This window comes from Saccharospirillum sp. (genome assembly GCF_040881935.1).
In the GTDB taxonomy this organism is placed as follows: Bacteria; Pseudomonadota; Gammaproteobacteria; order Pseudomonadales; family Natronospirillaceae; genus Saccharospirillum.
Genome location: NZ_JBBECH010000020.1, coordinates 20567 through 44237, shown reverse-complemented (window position 1 = coordinate 44237; position 23671 = coordinate 20567). Strand labels below are relative to the sequence as shown.

At 56.5% G+C, this 23671-nt stretch carries 19 protein-coding genes and 1 tRNA gene; 11 read left to right on the top strand and 9 right to left on the bottom strand.

Annotation, left to right across the window (positions count from 1 at the left end; all coding sequences use genetic code 11):
* Position 1 precedes the first annotated feature (1 nt).
* Positions 2-817, top strand: coding sequence for a glutamate racemase (murI, locus tag WEB54_RS02605; protein WP_368053093.1), 816 nt, complete (start codon positions 2-4; stop codon positions 815-817).
* Here the strand turns inward: murI and WEB54_RS02600 are convergent.
* Positions 790-939, bottom strand: a complete 150-nt coding sequence (locus tag WEB54_RS02600; RefSeq protein WP_368053092.1) for a hypothetical protein — start codon at positions 937-939, stop codon at positions 790-792. The genes murI and WEB54_RS02600 overlap by 28 nt on opposite strands.
* Before the next feature lie 43 nt (positions 940-982).
* On the opposite strand from WEB54_RS02600, the gene WEB54_RS02595 reads away from it, so the two are divergent.
* Both WEB54_RS02595 and WEB54_RS02590 read left to right on the top strand, forming a co-directional pair.
* Complete coding sequence (locus tag WEB54_RS02595) at positions 983-2854, top strand: ABC transporter transmembrane domain-containing protein (RefSeq protein ID WP_368053091.1); 1872 nt, start codon at positions 983-985, stop codon at positions 2852-2854.
* 385 nt (positions 2855-3239) lie between these two features.
* Entirely contained in the window at positions 3240-4868 is a 1629-nt protein-coding gene (locus WEB54_RS02590; RefSeq protein WP_368053090.1) for a BCCT family transporter, read from the top strand.
* An 84-nt stretch (positions 4869-4952) separates the two neighbouring features.
* Here WEB54_RS02590 and WEB54_RS02585 read toward each other — a convergent pair whose 3' ends face one another.
* The 7 genes from WEB54_RS02585 to WEB54_RS02555 all read right to left on the bottom strand — a co-directional run bounded on the left by WEB54_RS02585 (position 4953) and on the right by WEB54_RS02555 (position 13826).
* A complete protein-coding gene (locus tag WEB54_RS02585; protein ID WP_368053089.1) occupies positions 4953-5459 on the bottom strand; it encodes a glycine cleavage system protein R in 507 nt (168 codons plus the stop codon).
* A 249-nt stretch (positions 5460-5708) separates the two neighbouring features.
* Complete coding sequence (gcvP, locus tag WEB54_RS02580) at positions 5709-8594, bottom strand: aminomethyl-transferring glycine dehydrogenase (protein ID WP_368053088.1); 2886 nt, start codon at positions 8592-8594, stop codon at positions 5709-5711.
* A gap of 100 nt (positions 8595-8694) precedes the next feature.
* The gene (gcvH, locus tag WEB54_RS02575) at positions 8695-9084 is read right to left on the bottom strand and encodes a glycine cleavage system protein GcvH (protein WP_368053087.1); all 390 of its coding nucleotides are present in this window, start codon (positions 9082-9084) and stop codon (positions 8695-8697) included.
* Positions 9085-9263: 179 nt separating this feature from the next.
* Positions 9264-9830 carry a cob(I)yrinic acid a,c-diamide adenosyltransferase gene (locus WEB54_RS02570; protein ID WP_368053086.1) on the bottom strand — a complete coding sequence of 189 codons (567 nt, stop codon included), beginning with the start codon at positions 9828-9830 and terminating at the stop codon, positions 9264-9266.
* A gap of 244 nt (positions 9831-10074) precedes the next feature.
* The gene (locus WEB54_RS02565) at positions 10075-11799 is read right to left on the bottom strand and encodes an ATP-binding protein (protein ID WP_368053085.1); all 1725 of its coding nucleotides are present in this window, start codon (positions 11797-11799) and stop codon (positions 10075-10077) included.
* Positions 11800-11824: 25 nt separating this feature from the next.
* Positions 11825-12715 (bottom strand): ketopantoate reductase family protein, encoded by an 891-nt coding sequence (locus tag WEB54_RS02560; RefSeq protein WP_368053084.1) that lies wholly within the window; start codon positions 12713-12715, stop codon positions 11825-11827.
* Between the two features lie 91 nt (positions 12716-12806).
* Positions 12807-13826: a response regulator gene (locus WEB54_RS02555; RefSeq protein ID WP_368053083.1), complete on the bottom strand. Its 1020-nt coding sequence runs from the start codon at positions 13824-13826 to the stop codon at positions 12807-12809.
* Between the two features lie 263 nt (positions 13827-14089).
* On the opposite strand from WEB54_RS02555, the gene WEB54_RS02550 reads away from it, so the two are divergent.
* The 7 genes from WEB54_RS02550 to gspD all read left to right on the top strand — a co-directional run bounded on the left by WEB54_RS02550 (position 14090) and on the right by gspD (position 22845).
* Positions 14090-15958, top strand: a complete 1869-nt coding sequence (locus WEB54_RS02550; RefSeq protein ID WP_368053082.1) for a DUF294 nucleotidyltransferase-like domain-containing protein — start codon at positions 14090-14092, stop codon at positions 15956-15958.
* Positions 15955-16686 (top strand): 3'-5' exonuclease, encoded by a 732-nt coding sequence (locus WEB54_RS02545; RefSeq protein WP_368053081.1) that lies wholly within the window; start codon positions 15955-15957, stop codon positions 16684-16686. Before WEB54_RS02550 ends, WEB54_RS02545 begins: the two co-directional genes overlap by 4 nt.
* Before the next feature lie 302 nt (positions 16687-16988).
* Positions 16989-17276 (top strand): co-chaperone GroES, encoded by a 288-nt coding sequence (gene groES, locus WEB54_RS02540; protein WP_368053080.1) that lies wholly within the window; start codon positions 16989-16991, stop codon positions 17274-17276.
* A 41-nt stretch (positions 17277-17317) separates the two neighbouring features.
* The gene (gene groL, locus WEB54_RS02535) at positions 17318-18970 is read left to right on the top strand and encodes a chaperonin GroEL (protein ID WP_368053079.1); all 1653 of its coding nucleotides are present in this window, start codon (positions 17318-17320) and stop codon (positions 18968-18970) included.
* 222 nt (positions 18971-19192) lie between these two features.
* Entirely contained in the window at positions 19193-19927 is a 735-nt protein-coding gene (gspN, locus tag WEB54_RS02530; RefSeq protein ID WP_368053078.1) for a type II secretion system protein N, read from the top strand.
* On the top strand, positions 19927-20838 hold the full coding sequence (locus tag WEB54_RS02525; RefSeq protein ID WP_368053077.1) for a type II secretion system protein N: 912 nt from the start codon (positions 19927-19929) through the stop codon (positions 20836-20838). Before gspN ends, WEB54_RS02525 begins: the two co-directional genes overlap by 1 nt.
* A gap of 36 nt (positions 20839-20874) precedes the next feature.
* Entirely contained in the window at positions 20875-22845 is a 1971-nt protein-coding gene (gspD, locus tag WEB54_RS02520; RefSeq protein ID WP_368053076.1) for a type II secretion system secretin GspD, read from the top strand.
* Between the two features lie 201 nt (positions 22846-23046).
* On the opposite strand, the gene WEB54_RS02515 is transcribed toward gspD, so the two are convergent.
* Positions 23047-23370, bottom strand: a complete 324-nt coding sequence (locus WEB54_RS02515; protein ID WP_368053075.1) for an NGG1p interacting factor NIF3 — start codon at positions 23368-23370, stop codon at positions 23047-23049.
* A gap of 106 nt (positions 23371-23476) precedes the next feature.
* Here WEB54_RS02515 and WEB54_RS02510 point away from each other — a divergent pair.
* Positions 23477-23568: transfer RNA gene (locus WEB54_RS02510), tRNA-Ser, on the top strand.
* The last annotated feature ends 103 nt before the right edge of the window (positions 23569-23671 follow it).

Below are 23671 nucleotides of genomic sequence, written 5' to 3'. Positions count from 1 at the left end.
CGTGATAGGGGTTTTTGATTCGGGCATCGGCGGTCTGACGGTATTGCAATGGATTCGTCAGCGGCTGCCGCAGGCCAATCTGCTGTACCTTGCCGACCAGGCGTATGCGCCCTACGGGGCCAAAGACAGTGATTTGCTGCAACAGCGTTGCGATCAAATTGCAGACTGGTTGATTGAACAGGGCTGCACCGTTCTCGTGGTGGCCTGCAATACCGCTACTGCCCATTGCATCGACGCTCTGCGGGATCGACTGACGGTGGACATCATCGGTGTCGAGCCCGGTATCAAACCGGCTGCCCTGGGCACCCGCAGCGGTGCCATTGGCATCCTCGCGACAGAAAATACGCTGGCATCCAGCCGGTATCAGCAGTTGGCATCCCGCTTTAACCCCAATACCCGAGTTGTTAATCAGCCCTGTTCTGGCCTGGCCGATGCCATTGAGCAGGGGCCGGATACGGGATCGATCGATACCATTCTGGCCGGGTGCACTGCCGCTATGACTGAGGCGGGGGTTGATCGGGTGGTGCTGGGGTGTACCCATTACCCACTGGTACAGGACCGGCTACAACGCCTGCTGGGTGCGGGTGTACAGCTGATTGATACCGGCGAGGCCATCGCCGGTGAAGTGGCCCGCAGGGCCGGAGTCGCCGCACTGGGCGAGGGAAAGACCCGACTGCTGACTACCGGCTCACGGGCTCGATTGCAACACCTGATCGGTACCTACCCCCAACTTTCCGACCATTTTCAGGCAAATCAGTGCGAGACGGCTCCCGAATTGTCGGTTCAGTCTCAGACCTCGGGTTCTTCCAGCGCATAAAGGTCATCTTCCATGCGGGCATGGTGCTCTTGCATCATCGCCAGTGCCTGGGCTATGGCCCGGTTGTGCAATGCCGGACGTAAGGCGTCGATAATCTGCCGGGCCGCCCTTGCATTCGACACCGGTTGACCTGACCTGTCGGGAATCGAACAGGAGAAACGCCTCGTGAGTTCAGCCAGTGACCCTCAGTCCGCAGCCGACACAAATACGGCCACCCCCACAACCTCTGCACCAGCTGCTCCGGGCCGGGTAGCGGCTGCAGTACCTTTTGGGTTTCTGGCCCAGCTGTGGCCCTACTTAAAACGCTACCGTCACCTGATGCTGGGCGCTGCTGCCGCCCTTATCCTGACCTCAGGCCTGACGCTCGCCCTGGGGCAGGGTGTGCGCCTGGTGATTGACCAGGGCATTCTGGCAGAATCGCTGGGCGCGCTTAATCGAACCCTGGGCTTTGTTATGGTGCTGGTGGTGGCCATGGCGTTTGGCACCTTTATCCGCTTCTATCTGGTTACCTGGCTGGGTGAGCGGGTCTCGGCGGATCTGCGCGCCGATGTGTTTGCCCATCTGGTACACATGCACCCAAGCTATTTCGAAGAGAACGCCAGCGGTGACATCATGTCGCGGCTAACAACAGATACCACCTTGCTGCAGTCCATCATCGGCTCCAGTCTGTCGTTTGCGCTGCGCAATGCTTTGACAGTCACCGGCGGCCTGGTGATGTTGCTGATCACCAATCTCAAGTTATCTCTGGTAGTACTGCTCGGGGTTCCCGCTGTGCTGATACCGGTGTTGTACATGGGCAAGCAGGTGCGCCAGCTCAGCCGGCGCAGTCAGGACACCGTCGCCGATGTCGGCAGTTACGCCGGGGAAATTATTCGCCAGATCAAAACCGTGCAAAGCTATGCGCGCGAGCCGTTCGAAAAGGCGGCTTTTCAGGTTGAGGTCGATGCCGCACTGGAGGTTGCCCGCCTACGCATTCGCCAGCGCAGTATTCTGATGGCCGTGGTTATATTGCTGGCGTTTACCGCCATCGCCGCCATGGTCTGGGTGGGCGGATACGATGTGATGACCGGATCCATGAGTGGCGGTGAACTGGCTGCCTTTGTGTTTTATGCGGTGATGGTGGCTTTTGGCGTCGCCGGTGTTTCGGAAGTGTACGGCGAAGTTCAGCGGGCGGCAGGCGCAACCGAGCGTTTGATGGAATTGCTGGCTGAACCCTCAATCATTATATCGCCAACTGAGTCCAAACCGCTCGACAACGCAGCGCCCTATCACCTGGCGCTGAATAACGTCAGCTTCAGCTACCCAAGCCGACCGGAAACCAATGCCCTGACTGATGTGAACCTCACGGTCAGACGCGGTGAAACCGTGGCGTTAGTAGGCCCGAGCGGTGCTGGTAAATCGACCTTGTTTGAGCTGCTGCTGCGTTTTTACGACCCTCAACAGGGTTCGGTCAGCCTACTCGGGCAAGATGTCCGTGAGCTGCCGCTGCCCAAATTGCGCCAGCACATTGGTCTGGTGCCACAGCAACCGGTTCTATTCAGCAATGACGTCTGGCACAACGTTCGTTATGGTCGACCCGATGCATCCGATGCTGACGTACTGGCTGCGGCCGAAGCGGCCAATGCCATGACCTTTATTGAAGCATTGCCTCAAGGCTTCGCCAGTGACCTAGGCGAAGCTGGGGTGCGGCTCAGCGGCGGGCAGAAACAACGCCTGGTGATTGCCCGTGCCATCCTCAAGGACCCGGATCTGTTGTTACTCGACGAAGCGACCAGCGCTCTGGATGCTGAAAGTGAATATCAGGTTCAGCAGGCATTGGACAAACTGATGAAACAGCGAACAACGCTGATCATCGCTCATCGCCTTGCCACGGTTCAGGGTGCCGACCGCATCGTGGTAATGGATCAGGGGCGTATTGTTGCCGAAGGTACCCACAACCAGTTACTGACTCAATCGCCTCTGTACCGGCGTTTGGCGGAATTGCAGTTTGGGCAGGCGGTGTCGGCGAATGGAAGTGAAGCCATAACCACTGACTGACCGTTGAAATGTCGCTATTTGATCAAAAAACAGCGCCTTCAGGCGCTTTTTTTTTGAACGCTGGTTCTAACATTGAGTGAATCTCGCATAACCGTTCATGGTAACTCTTTGTGAGTAGAGTGACTGTCAATGGGTTGTATGGGGCGTGTCAGTGCGTTAGTTTAGTGAAAGAAACGTTGATGAGAGATTTTCACTCTCCAAAGCGACCTGTCAGCGACAAACAACCGTTGTTTAGCTCGGCCCTCAGTAACCATCAATAGCGGGCAGAGCAGTCGATAGTCGCTGCTTTTGCTGTATGCAAACAGTGGTTAAAACGTTCGAGTATGATACCAGCGCCACCGTTTGCCTAAACTCTCCGATCCCATTCTGACAGTAGGGAACCTTTATGACCGAAAATACCGACATGATACCGCCTGATGGGCGAGTAGATGCCATCGACACCGACTACCAGGTCGGTCAGGACAACATAAAAATGAACATCGGGCCTTTCGGCCTGGATATTCATAACCGTGTTTTCATGATCTCCGGCCTGGCCATTGTCGCGTTTGTATTGTTGACGCTGGCCTTTCAGAACAGCCTTGGACCCTGGTTTTCCGAGTTACGTAACTGGTTAACCGGTAACCTCGACTGGTTCTTCCTGATTTCAGGCAACATTTTTGTACTGGTCTGCCTGTTTCTAATCGTCTCGCCCATGGGCAAGGTCCGAATTGGTGGTACCGATGCCACGCCTGACTATTCCTACGCAGGCTGGTTTTCGATGCTGTTCGCCGCAGGCATGGGCATTGGCCTGATGTTCTATGGCGTCTCTGAACCCATGTCGCACTTCAGCACATCACTGGGCGGTATAGCCTCAGAAGGCGGCGTGCGCACCGACTGGGCCCCTCTAGGCGCTGCAGCAGGCGATGTCGTCGCGGCTGAGCGTCTGGGTATGGCCGCCACCATCTACCACTGGGGTCTGCACCCCTGGGCGATTTATGCCGTACTGGCCTTGGCGCTGGCATTGTTTTCCTTTAACAAAGGCCTGCCGCTGACCGTACGTTCCATCTTTTACCCACTGCTGGGCGAGCGGGTCTGGGGCTGGCCGGGTCATGTTATCGACATCCTGGCAGTCTTTTCGACGCTGTTTGGTCTGGCCACGTCACTCGGTATCGGGGCCTCTCAAGCAAGTGCTGGTCTGAATTACCTATTTGGCGTACCCATGGGAGCAACCACCGAGGTCTTGTTGGTGATAGGCATTACCGCCATTGCCCTGGTCTCTGTTGTGGCGGGACTGGATGCTGGCGTGAAGCGGTTGTCCGAGATCAATATGAGCCTGGCTATTTTACTGTTGCTGTTCGTCATTCTGGTCGGTCCAACCCTGGCGATTCTGACAGGCTTCGTCAGTAACCTCTGGGGCTACGTCCAAAACATTCCGGCCCTGTCCATGCCCTTCGGCCGTGAAGACGACAACTTCAGACAAGGCTGGACAGCCTTTTATTGGGCCTGGTGGATTTCCTGGTCGCCTTTCGTCGGCATGTTCATCGCACGCGTATCACGCGGCCGTACCGTCCGTGAATTCATGGTCTCGGTACTGCTGATTCCGTCAGCGGCCTGTGTTCTGTGGATGACAGCCTTTGGTGGCACCGCCATCAGCCAATACGTAAACGACGGCTACGAAGTGGTCGCCAACTCCAACCTCGAACTGCAATTGTTCGCCATGTTGGATGTGTTGCCATTTGCACAGATCACCTCGTTCATCGCGATCGTGCTGGTCATCGTCTTCTTCGTGACCTCATCCGACTCCGGTTCACTGGTGATCGATACCATTACCGCCGGGGGCAAAGTCAATGCGCCAACGCCCCAGCGGGTGTTCTGGGCAACCTTTGAAGGCCTGGTAGCCATCGCTCTGATTCTGGGCGGCGGTCTGGTGGCCTTGCAGGCCATGGCCGTCTCGACCGGCTTGCCATTCACTCTGGTACTGCTGTTCGGCTGTATCTCCCTGTTCAAAGGGTTAGCCAGCGAACCACGCGGCTAAGTGCTTAGGTAGTAGATATAAAAAAAGCGACCCTCGGGTCGCTTTTTTACTGTTTAGAACCAAAAAAACGGCATTCGCCGATTTCTAATCGTCAGCTAATATGTCGATCATCAGGTCAGCCGACAGATCCTCCAAACCCTGAATCACGCTATCGAGGCTCTGGTCATCGGTTAACCCCAATTCCAGTTCGGCCCGAAACAACACGCCGCCGCTCATCGATGCCGGTACGACATCGGTATGCACATCCACGAGGTTTATGTTCATTGCCGCCAGCTTGCGGGTGACTTCCGCGACGATGCCAGTACGGTCATTGCCGACCACAGCGATACGGTGCAGGTGCAGGGTTGTATCTTCGCTATCGCCCACTTCAATCTGAATCGACAAGCCTTTGCTGCTCAGCGCCTGAGTGCTGGCACGCAAAGACTCCAACTGACTGGCATCGAGATTAACCCGGACAATACCGGCAAAGCGACCAGCCATGGTCGACAACCGGCTTTCCTGCCAGTTACCACCAGCATCAGCCACTGCAGAGGCGACTTGCTCAACAATGCCGGGACGGTCTGAAGCCATGATGCTGAGAATAATTTCCATAAATGCTCCGTGTTTATAATTTTTCCATAAGCTGAGTCTGGTTATAGGTTCGGCTTTTCAGGAAAGTAGGTGTCACTGTAACCACTGACTTAGTGATGGCCGCCGGGTGAGCCTGTCCGGGGTAGTCTGCAGCATGGATGCTGCAGTCTAGGCCCCATGGATGGGTTCACGCCGACCCCGGACAGGCTCACCCGGTGGCCTGAACGAGCTCCCGGCACAGACTCAATGCAACGGGAACAACCACCAGCCTTAAATATAGCTCTCAAGACTAGGGCAGGAGCAGAACAAATTGCGATCGCCCCAGACGTCGTCGACCCGGTTTACGCTGGGCCAGTATTTGGCCTGGTTGACCCAGGGTCTTGGGAACACAGCAGTTTCCCGGCTGTAGGGGCGCTCCCAGGTGCCGATCAGATCGGATTGGGTGTGGGGCGCATTGACCAAGGGGTTGTTGTCTGCGGGCCACTCGCCCGAGCTAACCGCATCGATTTCCGCACGAATGCAGACCATGGCGTCGACGAAGCGGTCGAGTTCGGCTTTGCTTTCGCTTTCTGTCGGTTCAACCATAAAAGTACCCGGCACCGGAAAACTCATAGTGGGAGCATGAAAACCGAAATCCATCAACCGCTTGGCAATATCCACCTCAGTAATGCCAGTGGCCGCCTTCAGCGGCCGCAGATCCAGAATGCACTCGTGGGCGACACGATCATTGCGCCCGGTGTACAGAATGGGATAGTGCGGTTTCAGTTGCTGGGCGAGATAATTCGCATTGAGCAGGGCCACCTGAGTTGCCGTGCGCAGACCCTGGGCGCCCAGCATGCGAACGTACATCCACGAAATTGGCAGAATGGAACTGCTGCCAAAGGGGGCCGCAGAGACCGCGCCTTCAGAGGACAGACCCGTCGCTGTCGCCATCACACTGTGACCGGGCAAATACTCCGCAAGGTGAGATTTAACACCAATTGGCCCCATGCCCGGGCCACCGCCGCCGTGCGGAATAGCAAAAGTCTTGTGCAAGTTCAGGTGAGCGACGTCTGCGCCAATGTCCGCCGGTCGGGTTACCCCCACCTGAGCATTCAGATTGGCACCGTCCATATAGACCTGGCCCCCAGCCGTGTGGACCACATCGCATAACGCCTTAACGCCTTCCTCATAAACACCGTGAGTAGAAGGGTAGGTGATCATCAGACAGCTTAAATCATCGCCCGTCGCCGCGATTTTCTGCTCCAGGTCCGCCGCATCCACATTGCCCGCGTCATCGGTTTTAACGACGACCACCGTCATGCCCATCATCTGGGCCGAGGCCGGGTTGGTACCGTGGGCCGATTGTGGAATCAGGCAAATATGCCGATGTGCCTGCCCCTGGGCTTCCTGATAGCGACGAATCGCCAGCAAACCCGCGTATTCACCCTGGGCACCCGAATTGGGCTGCATGCTGACCGCATCGAAACCGGTAATCGCTCGCAGCATCGTATCCAGCTCTTCCAGCAGAACCCGATAACCCTTGGTCTGAGCGCGGGGGGCGAAGGGGTGAATGCGCGCGAATTCCGGCCAGGAAACCGGGATCATCTCCGCCGTAGCGTTCAATTTCATGGTGCAAGAGCCGAGCGAAATCATGCTGTGGGTCAGCGTCAGATCCCGGTTTTCCAGTCGCTTCAGGTAACGCAGCATCGCCGTTTCACTGTGATGGCTGTTAAACACCGGGTGAGTCAAATAATTCGAGTCCCGTTCCAGCGTTTCGGGCAGAAACGTCGTGCCATGCTCGGTGATCTGAGCATCGATCTCGGCCACATTGAAATCATGGTCGCCCATCAGCACATCAAACAGGTCTTCAACATCTTCCCGGCTTACGCACTCATGCAGGCTGATGCCCAGGGTGCCGGCCGCGTCCTCGCGTAAGTTAATCTGCTTGTCTGCGGCCCGCTCCAGAATCAGCTCCCGGTTGCCCTGGGGGTCAATGGTCAGGGTGTCGAAAAAGTGGCTATTAACAATGTGAATGCCCTTGGCTTCCAGGCCTTCGGCCAGAATTCCGGTCAGCCGGTGAATGCGCTGGGCAATGCGTTTCAGGCCAGTGGGGCCATGGTAGACCGCGTAAAACCCGGCCATATTGGCCAGCAATACCTGAGCCGTACAGATGTTCGAGTTAGCCTTTTCGCGGCGAATGTGTTGTTCCCGCGTCTGCAACGCCATGCGCAGCGCAGGCTTGCCACGGGTGTCTTTCGAGACGCCGATCAGCCGGCCGGGAATGTTGCGTTTGAATTCATCGCGGGTGGCAAAGAACGCCGCATGGGGGCCGCCGTAGCCAAGCGGAACGCCAAATCGCTGCGAATTGCCGAGCACAATATCTGCCTGCATCTCACCGGGCGATTTCAGCACCAGCAAGGCCATCAAATCGGTTGCCACCACCGCCAGCGCACCACGGGCATGCAACGCCTCAATCACCGGTGCCGGATCGCGGATTTCGCCATTGGCCCCGGGGTATTGCAGCAAGGCCGCGAATACCGGGTGGTCAGCCGCTTGTTCCATCGGCCCGGTCATGACCTCAAAGCCCATGTAACGGGCGCGGGTTTTAACCACGGCCAGGGTTTGTGGCAATACATTCTCATCGACAAAAAAGACAGAGCCAGGCGCCTTGCGCAAACAGCGATGTGCCATCGCCATGGCTTCGGCCGCCGCCGTGGCTTCGTCCAGCAGTGAGGCATTGGCCAGAGGCATGCCGGTCAGGTCACTGATGGTTTGCTGATAGTTGATCAGCGCTTCCAGCCGGCCCTGGGCGATTTCTGGCTGATAGGGCGTATAGGCCGTGTACCATCCCGGGTTTTCGAGCACGTTACGGGCAATGACGTTGGGCGTTAGTGTGTCGTGATAGCCCAGGCCAATATAACTTTTAAACACCCGGTTCTGGCGTGCCATGGCGTGTAGGTAGGCGAGGGCATCCTGTTCACTGGTAGCGCGTTCAATGTTCAGATCCGATGTTAGCCGAATGGCACCGGGCACAATCTGTTCTGTCAGGTGATCCAGACTCTCTGCGCCAATCGACGCCAGCATAGCCGACTGCTCTTCCTGGCCGGGGCCGATGTGGCGGCGAATGAATTCGTCGGTATTTTCCAGATCATCAAGGGAAAAGGGTGCGGTCATGGTGCTCGCTCTCAGTCCATTAGGGCAGAATAGGCCGAGCCCTCAGACGGGCCAGCCCTGGTACGGAGTCTTTGGCGCGGCAGGCAATGCCGCAGACGAATCAGTCTTCGGCGCACTGATCCTGGTAGGACTCAGCATCCATCAAGTCTTTCAGTTCACCCGGGTCCTGCATTTTTACTTTAAAGAACCAGCCATTTTCATAAGGGTCTTCATTAACTTGCTCTGGGGCGTCTTCCAACGATTCATTGACCGCAACGACCGTTCCGGTAACCGGTGTGTAGATATCTGAAGCTGCCTTAACCGATTCAACCACCGCAACCGGGTCACCAGCAACGATCTCGGTGCCCACTTCCGGTACTTCAACGAAGACTACATCACCCAATTGCTTCTGGGCAAAATCAGACACGCCAATGGTAATGACATCGTCACCTTCATCACGGACCCATTCGTGGGAGGCGGCATATTTCAAATCGGCTGGAATCGTACTCATTGTATAACCCTTTGGTCTCGGATCGTCACGGATCATGGTTTGCAGGCATGGATAAGGCGGAGCAGGCATAGACCTGACCCCGAGTTACCGGAATTGTTGCGTAATTTAGCAGCCTGAATGCGAAACAGCCACCGCTGCTTTACGACAGCAGTCAGCCAGCTATAAAACTGGGAACCCGGTTAGGCATCTTTTTGCCGATGGCGGGATTGCCACAGCACTTCCTGTGATCCGTCGGCCCGGGCGAGCTGTCGGGCCAGCACGAAAAAGAGGTCTGACAAGCGGTTCAGATACTGCTGGGCGAGTAGATGCCCTTCCGGTTCCTGGCGGTTAAAGGCCACCATGGTCCGCTCGGCACGGCGGCAGGCGGCCCGGGCCAGATGGCAGCGGCTGGCGGCTTCGTTACCGCCCGGTAGAATGAAGTTCTTCAGCGGCGGCAAGTGTTCATTGATGCGGTCGATGTGGTCTTCCAAATCACTGATCAGGGTCGCTTCGAGCAGTTCATAGCCCGGCATGGCCAGTTCGCCCCCAAGATCAAACAGATCATGCTGAATCTGACTGAGCATCCGGTACTCGCTGTGGTGGTCGCCCAGGCAGACCATCAGAAAGCCGACCAGGCTGTTCAACTCATCAATGTCACCCATCGACGCAATGCGCCCACTGTCTTTGGCGACGCGGCCCTGCATACCAAGGCCTGTGTCGCCGGCGTCTCCGGTGCGGGTATAAATCTTAGAAAGTCGGTTACCCATGGTGATGTCTGTCCTTGCAGGTGAAATTACAGTTAGGCCCGCAGGCTTCAGCGGGCTGGTTGCTATAACTCAAGTTTCAGAGCTCTATGATAGCTAGCGCCGGGTGCCGGGTAGGCTCATCCAGGGTGGTTCGCAGCATGGATGCTGCGGTCCAGGCCCCATGGATGGGTTCACGCCGACCCTGGATGAGCCTACCCGGCACCCGGCGCGGGTTCTGGCTCGATAGCGTACCCCGAAACTTGAATTATAGTAGCGGCTGGTTAGCGTCTGAGGCCGGGTCCGGCGAAGCATCGGCCTCGTCTGTCTGTTGCAGGGTCTTGCGCACCATCGGGTCCGTCAATGGCAGTGACAGTATGAACCGAGCGCCTTTACCTACCGTCGACTCCACCTGCAACCGGCCATGGTGGTGAGTGGTGATGATAAAGAAACTGACCGATAAGCCAAGGCCGGTGCCCACACCCACATCTTTGGTGGTGAAAAACGGCTCAAAAATGCGCTTGCGGGTTGGCTCGTCCATGCCGATGCCGTTATCGGATACCTCAATCACACAGTTGTCGTCCTGCACGTATTGCCGAATCTGGATAATGCCTTCATCGATGTCATTCAGGGTATCGAACCGTTCACGAATGGCCTGGGCAGCATTTTTCATCAGATTCAGCAGCACCTGTTCGAGCTCGGTCATAACGCAGGGTACTTCAACCTCGGGCGAGCGAAAATCCTGATCGACAAACAAATTCTGTTTGCGATAGCCCGATTTAAGATTGAAATCGTTCAGCGCGATATTGATCGCCTGATCCAGCAACTGGCCAATGGGGTAGGGTTGCAATAGCCGGTCGCTGTCGCGGCTGAATTGCAGCATGTTGGTCACGATGCGGGAAGCGCGCAAACCGGATTCAGAAATATTGGCCAGAAACTTGGGTACATCTCTTGAGGCCAGGTACTGTTGCATTAGCTCCAGGTTGAGCCCGAGGTCTGATGCCAGCTCACGGTTGCGTTTCAGCGCCGGGTCAAGCCGGCGCTGAATGTTCTGCGCATTCTGCACAATAGCGCCCAGCGGGTTATTGATTTCATGGGCCATGCCAGCCGCAAGCCCGCCAACCGACATCATTTTTTCGGTTTGCACCATGACTTCTTCCAGTTTGAACTGTTCGGTCACGTCATCGAGACGTATCACCGCACCCTGAGAGTCGGTCTGTTGCAGCGGGTAAACCACCAGATCAACGCGGGTAGGTTGCTCCCCAGTCTGCAGTTCAAGGTTGTGTCTGCTCTGTACCTTGTGTCGGGTCAGCGCCAGCAAGATTAAATCCTGATGCTGACCGAGGAACGGAGAGGCTTCCTGCAGCGATAACCCAATAGCCTGCTCGGGCCGGCTACCGCTGATGTGAGCTGCCTCGGTGTTCCATTGAGTTACGATCAACTTCTCGTCTACTGCAATGAGTGCCGACGGCATGGAGTTGATAATGGCGTTCAGGTAATTCTGGAACTCGGTCAGCCGACGCTCTACCCGGTGGCGCACCTGAACCTCGAATTCCAGCTTGTGCATGGCTTTTTGTGCCGCTTCAGCCATGGCTTCCGACTCTTGCCCGGCCGCAGTAGCCCGGTCTCGTTCCGCCTTAAGATCTGCTTCACGTCGTGCCATCTGGTCAAGCATGGCGTTAAACGCATCGACTACTTTACCCAGCTCATCCTGATGGTGTTTTTTGGCCCGCAAAGTCACATTGGATGTGGCCGTGACCTGGTTCGAAACCAGCATCAACTGGTTCAGCGGATTAAGAAAGTGACGCCGGAAGATGAGCAGCAACACGGCCGATCCCAGAATCGAGATCACCACAATCAAACACATCACCACCAATGGGTGCAAATGCTGGCCAGAGAAGAATACGATGCCAATGCTCAGGCTGCTGACGACGGTGATGCCGAGTAACCACCAGAGAATGCGCCCCAGCAGGGTCGGTGATGCATAGGCCATGCAGGCTCCTTGGTTTAGGAATGAGTCATTGTCGGTTTAGCGGATGCAGGCGAATAACCGCCTGATACCAGTATTGCAAACGCAGCGCCGACAGACCATGCCGATCGGCCGCACAGAGCAGCGGTCCGAGAATGGCATCCACTTCCGTTTCACGCCCGGCTGCTATATCGGTCAGCATGGATGACCGGTTACGGCGAGTCGCGCTGGCAACGGCGACCACTCTTTCTGCCAAATCAGCAGGCAGCTGCACATCGCAGGCGCGGGCAATGCGCTCAATCTCGCTGCACATCGCGGTTATCTCGTCTTGCCAGTCTGGGCTGGCCAGGTCTCCGTTCAGGCACTGCTGCACCGCGGTGATCGGGTTAATAACCGCGTTGATCGCCAGTTTGCGCCACAGCACCGTGGTGATGTCTGGTTCCCAGTGCAGTTCCAGCGGGCCAGGCTGACTTGTCAGCCAACGCCCCCAGCGCTCGGTATCGGCATTAACGGGATACGGTTCCGGGCTGCCAATACGGGTTTCCCCCAGGCCGGTATGACGAACCCTCGATCCAAAACGCCCGGCACCTTCGGTGGTCGATGCCCACAGCACCTGGCCCGGCAACTGCTGGCTGAGCCAGGCTTGTGGCCCCAGGCCGTTACACAGAACCAGCCAGGGGCAGTGCCCGAGAAGGGGGATCAGGGATTGGGTCGCCCGCTCAACCTGGGTGGCCTTGCAGCACACCACAACAGCATTGATATTATCGGGAGCATCTGTCAGCGACCAGTGAAGGCTGTGTGTGTCATCTTCAGATTCAACGCAGGTGGGTAGGCTCATATCAGCCCGGTGGGCATAAACCTTAACGGTCGCAACACCTTGCAGCGACCAGGCCATCAGGCTGCCGATGGCCCCGGGGCCTATTAAAAGTATCGTTGCCATAAATGTCGTGTCCCGGCTGGGTGAGCGCTTATGGTAACGCTACCGCACCTCCGGAGGCGACTGTGATGCATGTCCGGTTAAACGGCAAGCGTCAGGCGTTTTGTCCGTTTTGCCAGACATGCATGGCATGGCGCTGCTCCACCGGAATCGCTTGCAGCCGCACCAGTGCTTGCTCCAGCATCCATTCTGCCGACACTGGCAATGGCTGGGAAGCATCGGCGAGGTCTAGTTGAATGCAGCCTGTCAGCGATACAAAGCCAGACGACGTCGAGTAAGCTTTGGTGAACAAGGCGTCATACAGACGCCGAATCAGCTTCTGGGTGGCCACGTCACTACCGGTGGAATGCAACAATACGCCAATGATGTTTTCACCCAGGCGAGCGGTATCGTCCAGTGGACGTGTATGTTCCGTTAACCGGTTGCAGGCCTCACGAATCAGTTCATTGCGTAATGCCCGCCCGCCCTGGGTCGCCAGTTCACCAAGATTGTCGAGCCGGCACAGAATCAGACCCATCTGCCCGGTACGGCCCTTAATGTGGATCAGCGTCCGGTCCAGTTGGTGGCGCAGGTGTCGGGAATTGCCCAGGCCGGTCGTCGCATCAAGGCGGTTCATGCGGGCAACGGCCCGAAACTGGTCTTTCAACTGGCGCTCACGTGAGATCAGGGAATTGTGCAACCGCGACAGCCGCTGTCCGGCATGAACCCGCGTCAGCAGTTGGGTCTTTAAGTGAGTTTTACCAAGAAAGTCGTCGACACCCTTGGCAAAGGCTTCTTGCAGGGCTTCGTCGTTTTCCTTGGCGGTCAGCAGCATCACGTAGGTAAAGCAGCCTCGGCTCCGGTCCAGCTCGCGCACCTGTTGGGTAAGCTCCAGGCCGTCCATATCCGGCATCAACCAGTCGGACAGCATCAACTCTGCCGGTCGCTGCTTGAGTGCCTCCAGCGCGTCCATGGCGTTATCGGCGGTGCGAATGTCTCTGAACCCGGCGTTGACCAGCATGTGCTGAATGATGGCGCTACTGAACTTGGTGTCGTCGACAATCATAATGGCGGTATCATGAGTGTCCGGAGGGGCTTGCCCGGTGGTGGCCGAGCCTCTGGGGGTGTCTGACATATCCATGTATCCTTGTTGTCATCGCGCTCACTGCGCACAACCTGACTCCCGCGCTCTGCAGTAATGCCAATGCCCGGTAAACGCGTTCTTTACAAAAAGGTTACAACCTTAGTTAGCGGAGTATAAGGTCGGCCCTGAGGTTGGACAACCATTGTTTGAGTCGGCACCATGCGTTCTGATACAGCGCCGAGTTCAACGGCGGTGATGATGGTAGGTTTTCCAGCTAGGGCAGCACGGAAAACGGGCGATGACAGGAGACGGGTATGGAAGTCGAACATTTGGAAATACGCGACCAGCTCAGGCGCTTTGCCCCCTTCGATCAGTTATCGGATGAATGGCTTAACACCCTCGCCAGCCAAATAGAAATAGGCTACTTCAAGGCTGGGTCGGAGATCTTGGTCCACGGCGAGGAAGTGACTCATCTGCATATAATCCGCAGTGGTGCCGTCGAGCTGTACCGGCGCAATGGCGATCTTTATAACCGCCTGGCGGAAGGCGATATCTTCGGTAACTGGGGCTTACTGATGAACCGCCCGGTGCGATTCCCGGCCCGCGCTATAGAAGACTCCCTGATCTACTTTATCGCCAAAGACCTGTTCGACCAGTTGTGGGAAGCCAGCGAAGCCTTTGCCGAGTACGTCGAAGTTGAAGATCAGTCCCGGCTGCGCGCCGCCGTCAACCAACAACAGAATACCGATCTGATGACCTCCCGCGTGCACAAACTGGTGTCCCGCGAGGCGGTGATGCTACCCCAGTCAGCGACCTTACACGAGGCAGCTCTGGCGATGACAGGCGAGGGCGTGTCCTCATTGGTGGTGACCGACCCGGACCACCCCGAACCGTCTGGTTTTATGGTGGGCATCATTACCGACCGGGACCTGCGCACCCGGGCATTGGCAGAGCGTCTCGGCTACGACACCCCGATCAGGCAAATCATGTCGAGTGAACTCATTACCATCGACGCCAACGCTTTCGTGTTCGACGCCATGCTCAGCATGCTGCGCCACAACGTGCATCACCTGCCGGTGCTGCGTCAGCGAAAACCAGTGGGCGTGCTCGCGCTGTCCGATATCATCCGCTACGAATCCCAGAGCAGTCTCTATCTGGTTAGCCAGATTCATCGTCAGCAAAGCATGAACGATCTGGGCAGCCTGACGCCAGACGTTCACGCCACGTTTATACGCATGGTCAATGAAGGCGCCAACAGCCACATGATCGGCAGCGCCATCGCTGGCATCGGTCGCAGTTTCAGTCAGCGTTTGCTGGAACTCGGTGAAGAACAGCTCGGCCCACCGCCCGTGCCATACTGCTTTCTGGCACTGGGCTCGATGGCGCGGAACGAACAGTACGTCGTAACCGATCAGGACAACGCCATGATCCTCAGTGACGATTTCAACCCGGCCGAGCACGACGCCTACTTCGCCAAACTGGCGGCGTTCGTCAGCGATGGCCTGGCGGCCTGTGGCTATGAATACTGCAAAGGCGGCATCATGGCGACGAACAGCCAATGGCGGCAGCCATTATCGGTCTGGCGTGACTATTTTAAAGACTGGATCGACAACCCGGACCCCCAGGCCCTGCTCAACAGCTCCATATTTTTCGATCTGGACGGCATTTTCGGCGAGAACGCTCTGGCTGAAACCCTGAAAGTCGATATTGCCCGCCGGGCTCAGCGCAGCCCGAGGTTCCTGGCCTGTCTGGCGCGCAACGCCTTGAACCGAACACCGCCACTGGGCTTCTTCAGAACCTTTGTGATGGAAAACGACGGCAAACAGAACAAATCCATCAACCTGAAACGCCGTGGCACCGCACCACTAAGCGACGTGATTCGCGTGCACGCCCTGGCAGCAGGCTCAACCGCCCAGAATTCCTTCAATCGCCTCGACGCCATTGCCGAATCCCGCATACTCGGTCACAGCAATGGCGACGACCTGCGTGACGCCATGGAATACATCTCAATTGTCCGCGCTCGCCACCAGGCGCTCGATCTGGAAGCCGAACGGGAACCCGACAACAACGTTGAACCCGAAGACATGACCGTATTCGAACGACGCAACCTAAAGGATGCCTTTCAAGTCATCAGCAACGCCCAGAAGTACCTGCGCATGCGGTACCAGGTTAACCGGGTTTGACGGTTGTACTGCCCCGCGACAAAGATCAGGACCCCAGGCCCGACTGGCCGGCGCGGTTTACCGCCTGGGCCGATCAGGTTAAAAGGCCCGAACTCCAGCAGTTCTACCGAGCAGGTGCAGTAGCCTCTGACTGCCCATTAAACGAGGTTCCATTCGTCGCCCTGGATGTCGAAACCACCGGCCTGAACCCGGAGCGCCATGCCATTCTCAGTGTTGGGCTGGTGCCCTTCACGTTAAAGCGAATAACCTTAGCCGGCAGCCATCACTGGGTCGTCAAACCGCGCTTGCCGCTGCTGCAACAATCCATACAGTTCCACGGCATCACCCACACCGACATCAAAGACGCGCCCGACATGGCCGAGATCCTGCCAGACCTGCTGGATTGCCTGGCCGGGAGAGTAGTCGTCGTACATCACCGGGCCATAGAGCGGTCCTTTATGGACGTCGTGGTCAAAGCCCGCTGGAACGAAGGCCTGCAATTCCCGATTGTCGATACCATGGCTATAGAAGCTTCCCTCCACCGTGACAAGTCGCCAAGTCTCTGGGCGCGCCTGACAAACCGGCGCCCGGTATCCATCCGCTTGGCCGACAGCCGCATTCGCTATGGGCTGCCGCATTACCCACCGCATAATGCCCTCACTGATGCCCTGGCCACCGCAGAACTGTTTCAAGCCCAGTGCGCATATCACTTTGAATCTGCGACCTCAATCGGAGACCTGTGGTATTGACTCTCGAAATTCTATGCTGCCAATTAAGCCGAGTGTCGGGTACCGGGTATCCCTGTCGGGGGGAGTCCGCAACATGGATGTTGCGGTCTAGGCCCCATGGAAGGGTTTACGCCGACCCCCGACAGGGATACCCGGTACCCGGCACGGGATAACGCCAAAGAAAAAATTTAACCACCAAGGTGTTGAAATGAAATTTTATCGGCCCCATTAACGGTGGGCATTGATATTCCGGGTCCGTTCGGTATCGAACAGCCCCGAATTAACAACAAAACTCCCACTATGTGTTCTAGGAGATTGGATCCATGAAAATTCGTCCTTTGCATGATCGCGTCGTTGTACGCCGCAAGGAACAAGAGGAAAAGACAGCTGGCGGTATCGTTCTGCCAGGCTCTGCCAAAGAAAAGCCCTCACAGGGTGAAGTTCTGGCAATCGGCAAGGGCCGAATCCTTGAAAACGGCGACGTCAAGTCGTTGGATGTGAAGGTAGGCGATACCGTTGTCTTTGGTCAGTACGCAGGCAGTGCCGTCAAAATCGACGGCGAAGAACTGCTGATTATGACCGAAAGCGACATCTTCGGCGTTATTGAGTAAACCGAGCTCGTTCAACGAATTGTAAGGAAGGTAAGCACATCATGGCAGCTAAAGACGTTAAATTTGGCGATTCCGCTCGCAGTAAAATGCAGAAAGGCGTGAACCTGCTGGCAGACGCCGTCAAAGTGACACTGGGCCCGAAAGGCCGTAACGTAATTATTGACAAATCCTTCGGCTCACCCGCCGTCACCAAAGACGGTGTATCGGTCGCCAAGGAAATCGAACTGGAAGACAAGTTCGAAAACATGGGCGCTCAGATGGTCAAGGAAGTTGCTTCCAAGGCCAACGACGAAGCCGGTGACGGCACCACTACCGCCACTGTGCTGGCCCAGGCAATCATCAACGAAGGCCTCAAATCAGTCGCTGCGGGCATGAACCCGATGGACCTGAAGCGCGGCATCGACAAAGCGGCCCGTGCCGTTGTTGACGAAATTGCCAAGCTGTCTGTGCCTTGCTCAGACAAAAAAGCCATCGCCCAGGTGGGTACTATTTCCGCCAACGCCGACGCCACCATTGGCGGCCTGATCGCCGAAGCGATGGAAAAAGTGGGTAACGAAGGCGTGATCACCGTTGAAGAAGGCAGTGGCTTCGACGACGAACTGGAAGTCGTGGAAGGCATGCAGTTCGACCGCGGTTACCTGTCTCCGTACTTCATCACCAACCAGGAAACCATGACGGCCGAGCTCGAAAACCCGTACATCCTGTTGGTCGACAAAAAAATCAGCAATATTCGTGACCTGATCCCAGTGCTGGAGTCCGTCTCCAAGGCCAGCCGTCCGCTGATGATCATCGCTGAAGATATCGAAGGCGAAGCCCTGGCAACTCTGGTTGTCAACAACATGCGCGGTACGGTTAAAGTATCCGCTGCCAAGGCACCGGGCTTCGGCGATCGTCGTAAAGCCATGCTGCAGGATCTCGCGATTCTGACCGGTGGTACTGTTATCTCCGAAGAAGTGGGCATGAGCCTCGAAACCGCCACCCTGGAACACCTGGGTAGCGCCAAGAAGGTTACTCTGTCCAAAGAAAACACCATCGTGGTTGACGGTGCCGGTGAAGAAGCCGACATCAAAGGTCGTGTTGAGCAGATCCGCGCCGAAATCGAGCAGTCCAGCTCCGATTACGACAAGGAAAAACTGCAGGAACGCGTTGCCAAACTGGCCGGCGGTGTTGCTGTCATCAAGGTTGGCGCCGCCACCGAGATGGAAATGAAAGAGAAGAAGGCTCGTGTTGACGACGCCCTGCACGCAACCCGTGCTGCGGTTCAGGAAGGTGTGGTTGCCGGTGGCGGTGTCGCCCTGGTTCGCGCCCTGATGAACGTTGGCGAGATCAAAGGCGAAAACGAAGAACAGCGTACCGGTATTGCTCTGGCACTGCGTGCCATGGAAGCACCGCTGCGCCAAATCGTCTACAACGCTGGTGGCGAGCCGTCTGTTGTGCTGAACGAAGTCAAGAATGGCTCTGGTAACTACGGCTACAACGCGGCAACCGGCGAATACGGCGACATGATGGAACTGGGTATTATCGACCCGGCCAAAGTGACCCGTGCAGCCCTGCAAGCGGCAGCCTCTGTTGCTGGCCTGATGATCACCACTGAAGCTATGATCACCGACAAGCCTGAAGACAAGTCTTCTGGTGGTGGCATGCCGGATATGGGTGGCATGGGTGGTATGGGCGGCATGGGCGGCATGATGTAAGCCAGCCCGGCCCCTTTCTAACCCGATCAAGCCCGCTTCGTGCGGGCTTTTTTGTGGGCGCATAAATACCCGGCACAACGCAGCAGCAGGGCTCATTGGCACTGTCAGATCGTTGTAAACCGATTGTCGTGTTTGGGGGCCTTCTATACACTGACATTCCGATATTTTGTTCTTTGGGCAGATGCCTGAAGCAGGCGCAGGGATAGTGCAGAACGGAAGTCTATGAGAATTAATCTAAAATTAGTGGTGCTGTTTGTTGCCGTGTATTTGCTCGCTCTGGTGGTCACCGTACCGCTGAGCTGGGTTATACACTATGGCGACCCGATGTTGCGATCTCTGGGCATTCGCCTGGAGCAGGCGCAGGGTAATATCTGGCAGGGAGAAGGCCAGGTGCTGGTACCGAACAGTCCCGCATTCAACCTCGAATGGCATGCCCGTCCCCTGGGTCTGCTGACCGCCCGGTTACCTTACGATGTACGCGTGTCCAGCCCGGCACTTGACGTGTCCGGCCAGATTCTGCTGCGTCCCACTGGAGTGGGTATCGAGCAAGTATCTGGCTATGTGGACGAAGCAGCCTTTGCTCAGGTGACCCGGGCCTACAATTCGACTCTTCAGGGTCGGTTGGTCATATCAGAGCTGAATGCAAGCGCTGGCTGGGGCGGCAGTCTGGGTGACGCATCTGGAGACCTTTCGTGGTCGGGTGGCCCCGTCGAGGTACCGATGGGGGGATCCAGACAACAGTTTGACGTGCCCCAAATGCAAGGCCAAATCTCCAGCGACGAAACCGCCTGGCGTGTGGCGATCGATGCACTCGATAACACCTCACTGATCCAGGCCGAATTAAGCCGGGAAGGGCAGGGGCAGGTTACCGTGCAGCGGGCCATGGCCGAGCGTTTGGGTATACCGGTGCCAGGCGGACGTGACACCCTGGTAGAAATCTCGCAAAAGGTGTTTTGATGGATTGGGTGAACCAAACCCGGCAAATCTGGTTGCCGTTGCAACGCTGGGTCGTTGTGATCCTTGTTGCCCTCAGTGCCGTGTACAGCGCACAACTAACCTGGCTCTGGCTACAGCCAGCGCCCACCGTTACTGCACCCCGCATTCAGCCTGCCAGCCAAAACGCTAACTCGGGCAGCGGTAACCCGGAGCAGCTGGGGACCGCGCTGGGTGAGCGACATTTATTCGGGCAGTTTGAAACGGTCGCTTCAACTGAACCGGAACAACCCCTCGAAGCCCCCGAGACCCGGCTGAACATGACGCTGCAAGCAGTACTTTCCCGGGGAGCTGACGGTGCCGGCTTTGCTATTATTTCCCGGGGTGGTGGTCAGGCCAGTGCGTTTTCCGTCGGCGACGATATTTTCAGTCAGGCCACCCTGACAGCGGTTTACAGCGACCGGGTAATACTCGATCGCAACGGTCAGTTGGAGACCCTGCGCTACGAGCGGCAAGAAACATCGCAGCTGCTGCAGGTTAACGACGAACCGATCGAAGAAAACGCGAGTTTTGGTGACACCATCGATCAGGCCCAGCAGCAGGCAGATAGAGGCGAAGATGTTCAGGCGCAGGTTGAGCAGATGGTGTCCTACGTTCAGCAGCGCGCCAATTCAGACCCTCAGGGCCTGCTCGATGAAGTGGGCCTGGAAGCGACTGGTTCTGGCTATCAGGTGACTCAGAATGCGCGCCAACTGGCTATGGCTGGCCTGCGTCCGGGTGATGTGGTGACCGCGGTCAATGATCAGCCGGTCGGCAATATCGGTCAGGATCAGGCTCTGTTGAACCAGATTCTGCAAACCGGCGGTGAATTAAAGATACAGATTCAACGGGGTTCGCGCTCCTTTACGATATACCAATCCATACCTCGATTCTGACAAATGCAGAACGATCGATTAAGAAAGGATAACAACATGCATGCTATCGGTTTGGTTCGCGGGAGTGCGGAACCTCTGTTACGGTCACTGCTACTGATGTTGGCGCTGGTACTGGTTAGCCTGCCGGTTCGGGCCGAAGAGCCAACCTATCAGTTGAATATGCAGGGTGCGGACATCAATGAAGTGATTGACCTGGTGGCGCGCGTCACTGGAAAAAGCTTTATTGTCGACCCCCGGGTGCGAGGCCAGGTAACGGTTATTTCAGACCAGGAGCTGACAGCCGACGCCATCTATGAAATATTTCTGGCCACCATCGAGGTCTATGGTTTTTCCGCCGTAGAGACTGATAACGCCATCAAGATCATAGGCCAGGCAGACATCAAATCGGCGGGCCTGGAAGTTGATACCGATGGGACGATTTCCGGTGAGGAAATCATCATCCGGGTATTCCCGATCCAGAATACATCCGCCATGGAACTGGTGCCGATTCTGCGGCCTCTGGTCGCCAAATACGGCCATCTGGCGGGTGTTAGTACCGCCAATGCGCTGATCATCGCTGATCGTGCCACCAACATTGAACGAATAGCCGAAATCGTCGAGTTGCTCGACCGGGCTGGCAGTGAAGAAATTGAAGTGATTGAGCTCGAGCATGCCTGGGTGGGTAACGTGATCACCCTGCTCGAACGCGTGGCACCGACCCCGGTGACCTCCGGTGCGCAGAATGGAGACCCCAGAGGGGGCTCACGCAGCGTTCATCTGGTCGGTGACGAACGCAGTAACCGTATTATTATCAAGGGTGAAGCCGAAGCCCGGGCGCAAATTATTGCCCTGATTCGTGAGCTCGACATTCCCGCCCAGGAGAACAGCGCCTCCAAGGTTATTTTTCTAAACAACGCCGATGCAGCGCGGATGTCTGAACTGTTGAAAGGTTTGACCAGCAATGTCTCTCAAGGCAGTGGGGGTGCTCAGAATGAACCGCCCGCCGGTCCGGTCAGCATTCTGGCAGATGAAGACCTCAACGCCCTGGTGGTGCGCGCCGAGCCTTCGGTGATGACGGAAATCGAAAGCATCATTCGTCAGCTCGATGTACGCCGTAAACAGGTGTTGATCGAAGCCGCCATTGTTGAAGTGAACGGTAACGTCAGTGACGCCTTGGGGGTTCAGTGGGCGACCAACCCCGAACAAGTCGGGGACGGCGTTCCCTTTGGCAGCACCAGCCTTGGCATCGACGGGGCCGTCTCTTCTTTACCCAGTGTTGTTGCCGGCGCGGCCACCCAGAACGTTAATGCTTTGCCCAATGGCGCTTTTCTGGGACTGGTCGATCCGATCAGCGATACCCCGAACTTCGCTGTCATCATTCAGGCAATCGAATCCCAGTCGAACACCAACCTGTTGTCGACCCCCAGTGTTATGACACTCGACAACAGTGAAGCCTTTATCACCGTAGGCAGTTCAGTGCCCTTCAAAACCGGCGGCAACGGAACCGACGAAAACCCCTTTGTTATTGAACGCCAGGACGTGGGCACCACGCTCACAGTAATACCGCATGTGCAGCAGAATGGTTCAGTCCGTCTGGAAGTTGACCAGGTAGTGGAATCCATTTCTGGCAACAACACCTTTGGCGCCGTTGATATCATCACCGACAAACGCCAGGTCAAAACCGAAGTTCTGATCGGCGATGGCCGTACCATAGTGTTGGGCGGTCTGATTGATGACACCCTGATCGAACGGGAAAGTCGGGTGCCGGTGCTAGGGCGAATACCTATTCTGGGGCATCTGTTCAAGAGCACCTCAACCGAGCGCCAGAAAACCAATCTGATGGTTATCATTCGACCAACCATCATTGTCGATGGCGATGAAGATTTGAGAGTCCGCCGTATGAATGGTATTTGGGATGTTCGTATCCAAACCCTGGATAACGTCGACAACCGCTATTTGCCGCCAACAGTCGATGACTTGTTCGAGGGGCGGCTAGACGGAGGTCTGCGCTCGAATGACGACGAATAAATCAGCGCGTACGTTGTAGTATTCTATGTACGCTCGATCGGCTTTAATTGCAGTACACTAGGTGCTGGTGTTTACATCCCGGTCTCGTGCCGTAAGATTCGCACCGTTTTGACTCTCTTGCAGTAAGATTCAGCCCGGCGCATTCTGTGCGCCGGGTTTTTTTATGGGTGTGTCATAGGGCGGGTATTGGTCAGATGCCCGTTATAAAAAATCCCGCCGATCCATCACCACACTCACATGGTGAGCTGGCTCTTCATAGGGGTGCGCCACCACCAGAGCCTGCAAAACGGCCTTGATGTGGACTTTCTCCACCACCATTTCAACGCGGTGCTCGGCAACCCGTTCCAGCTCACCGGCACGACCCAGTGTCGGGTTAGCCCCGGTCAGTGGTCGAAACTGACCCTGGCCCAGTACTGACCAGGCACATCGGTCATAGTCTCCGATGCTGCCAGCGCCAGCGTCAGACAGGGCTTCGATGAGGGCTTCAGTGTGTGTATCTGGAACATAAACAACTAATAAGTACATCGCTGGTTCTCCAAAGGGAAGCGGGCTTTCTTGTTTGATTTCAGCAGCTTAGCAACTTTTTGGTTGACACCCAACTCAGGTTCGTTAACATACGCCCCGTTGTTAAGGAGAGTTGGCAGAGTTCGGTTGAATGCACCTGACTTGAAATCAGACGTAGGCGAAAGCCTACCGGGGGTTCGAATCCCTCACTCTCCGCCATATTAAACAAAAAAGGGGTCCCCAAGGGGACCCCTTTTTTGTTTAATATGCGCAAAGCGCAGGAATCGTTCGTGGCCCCCGCGGGTTCGACTGAACGCCAGGA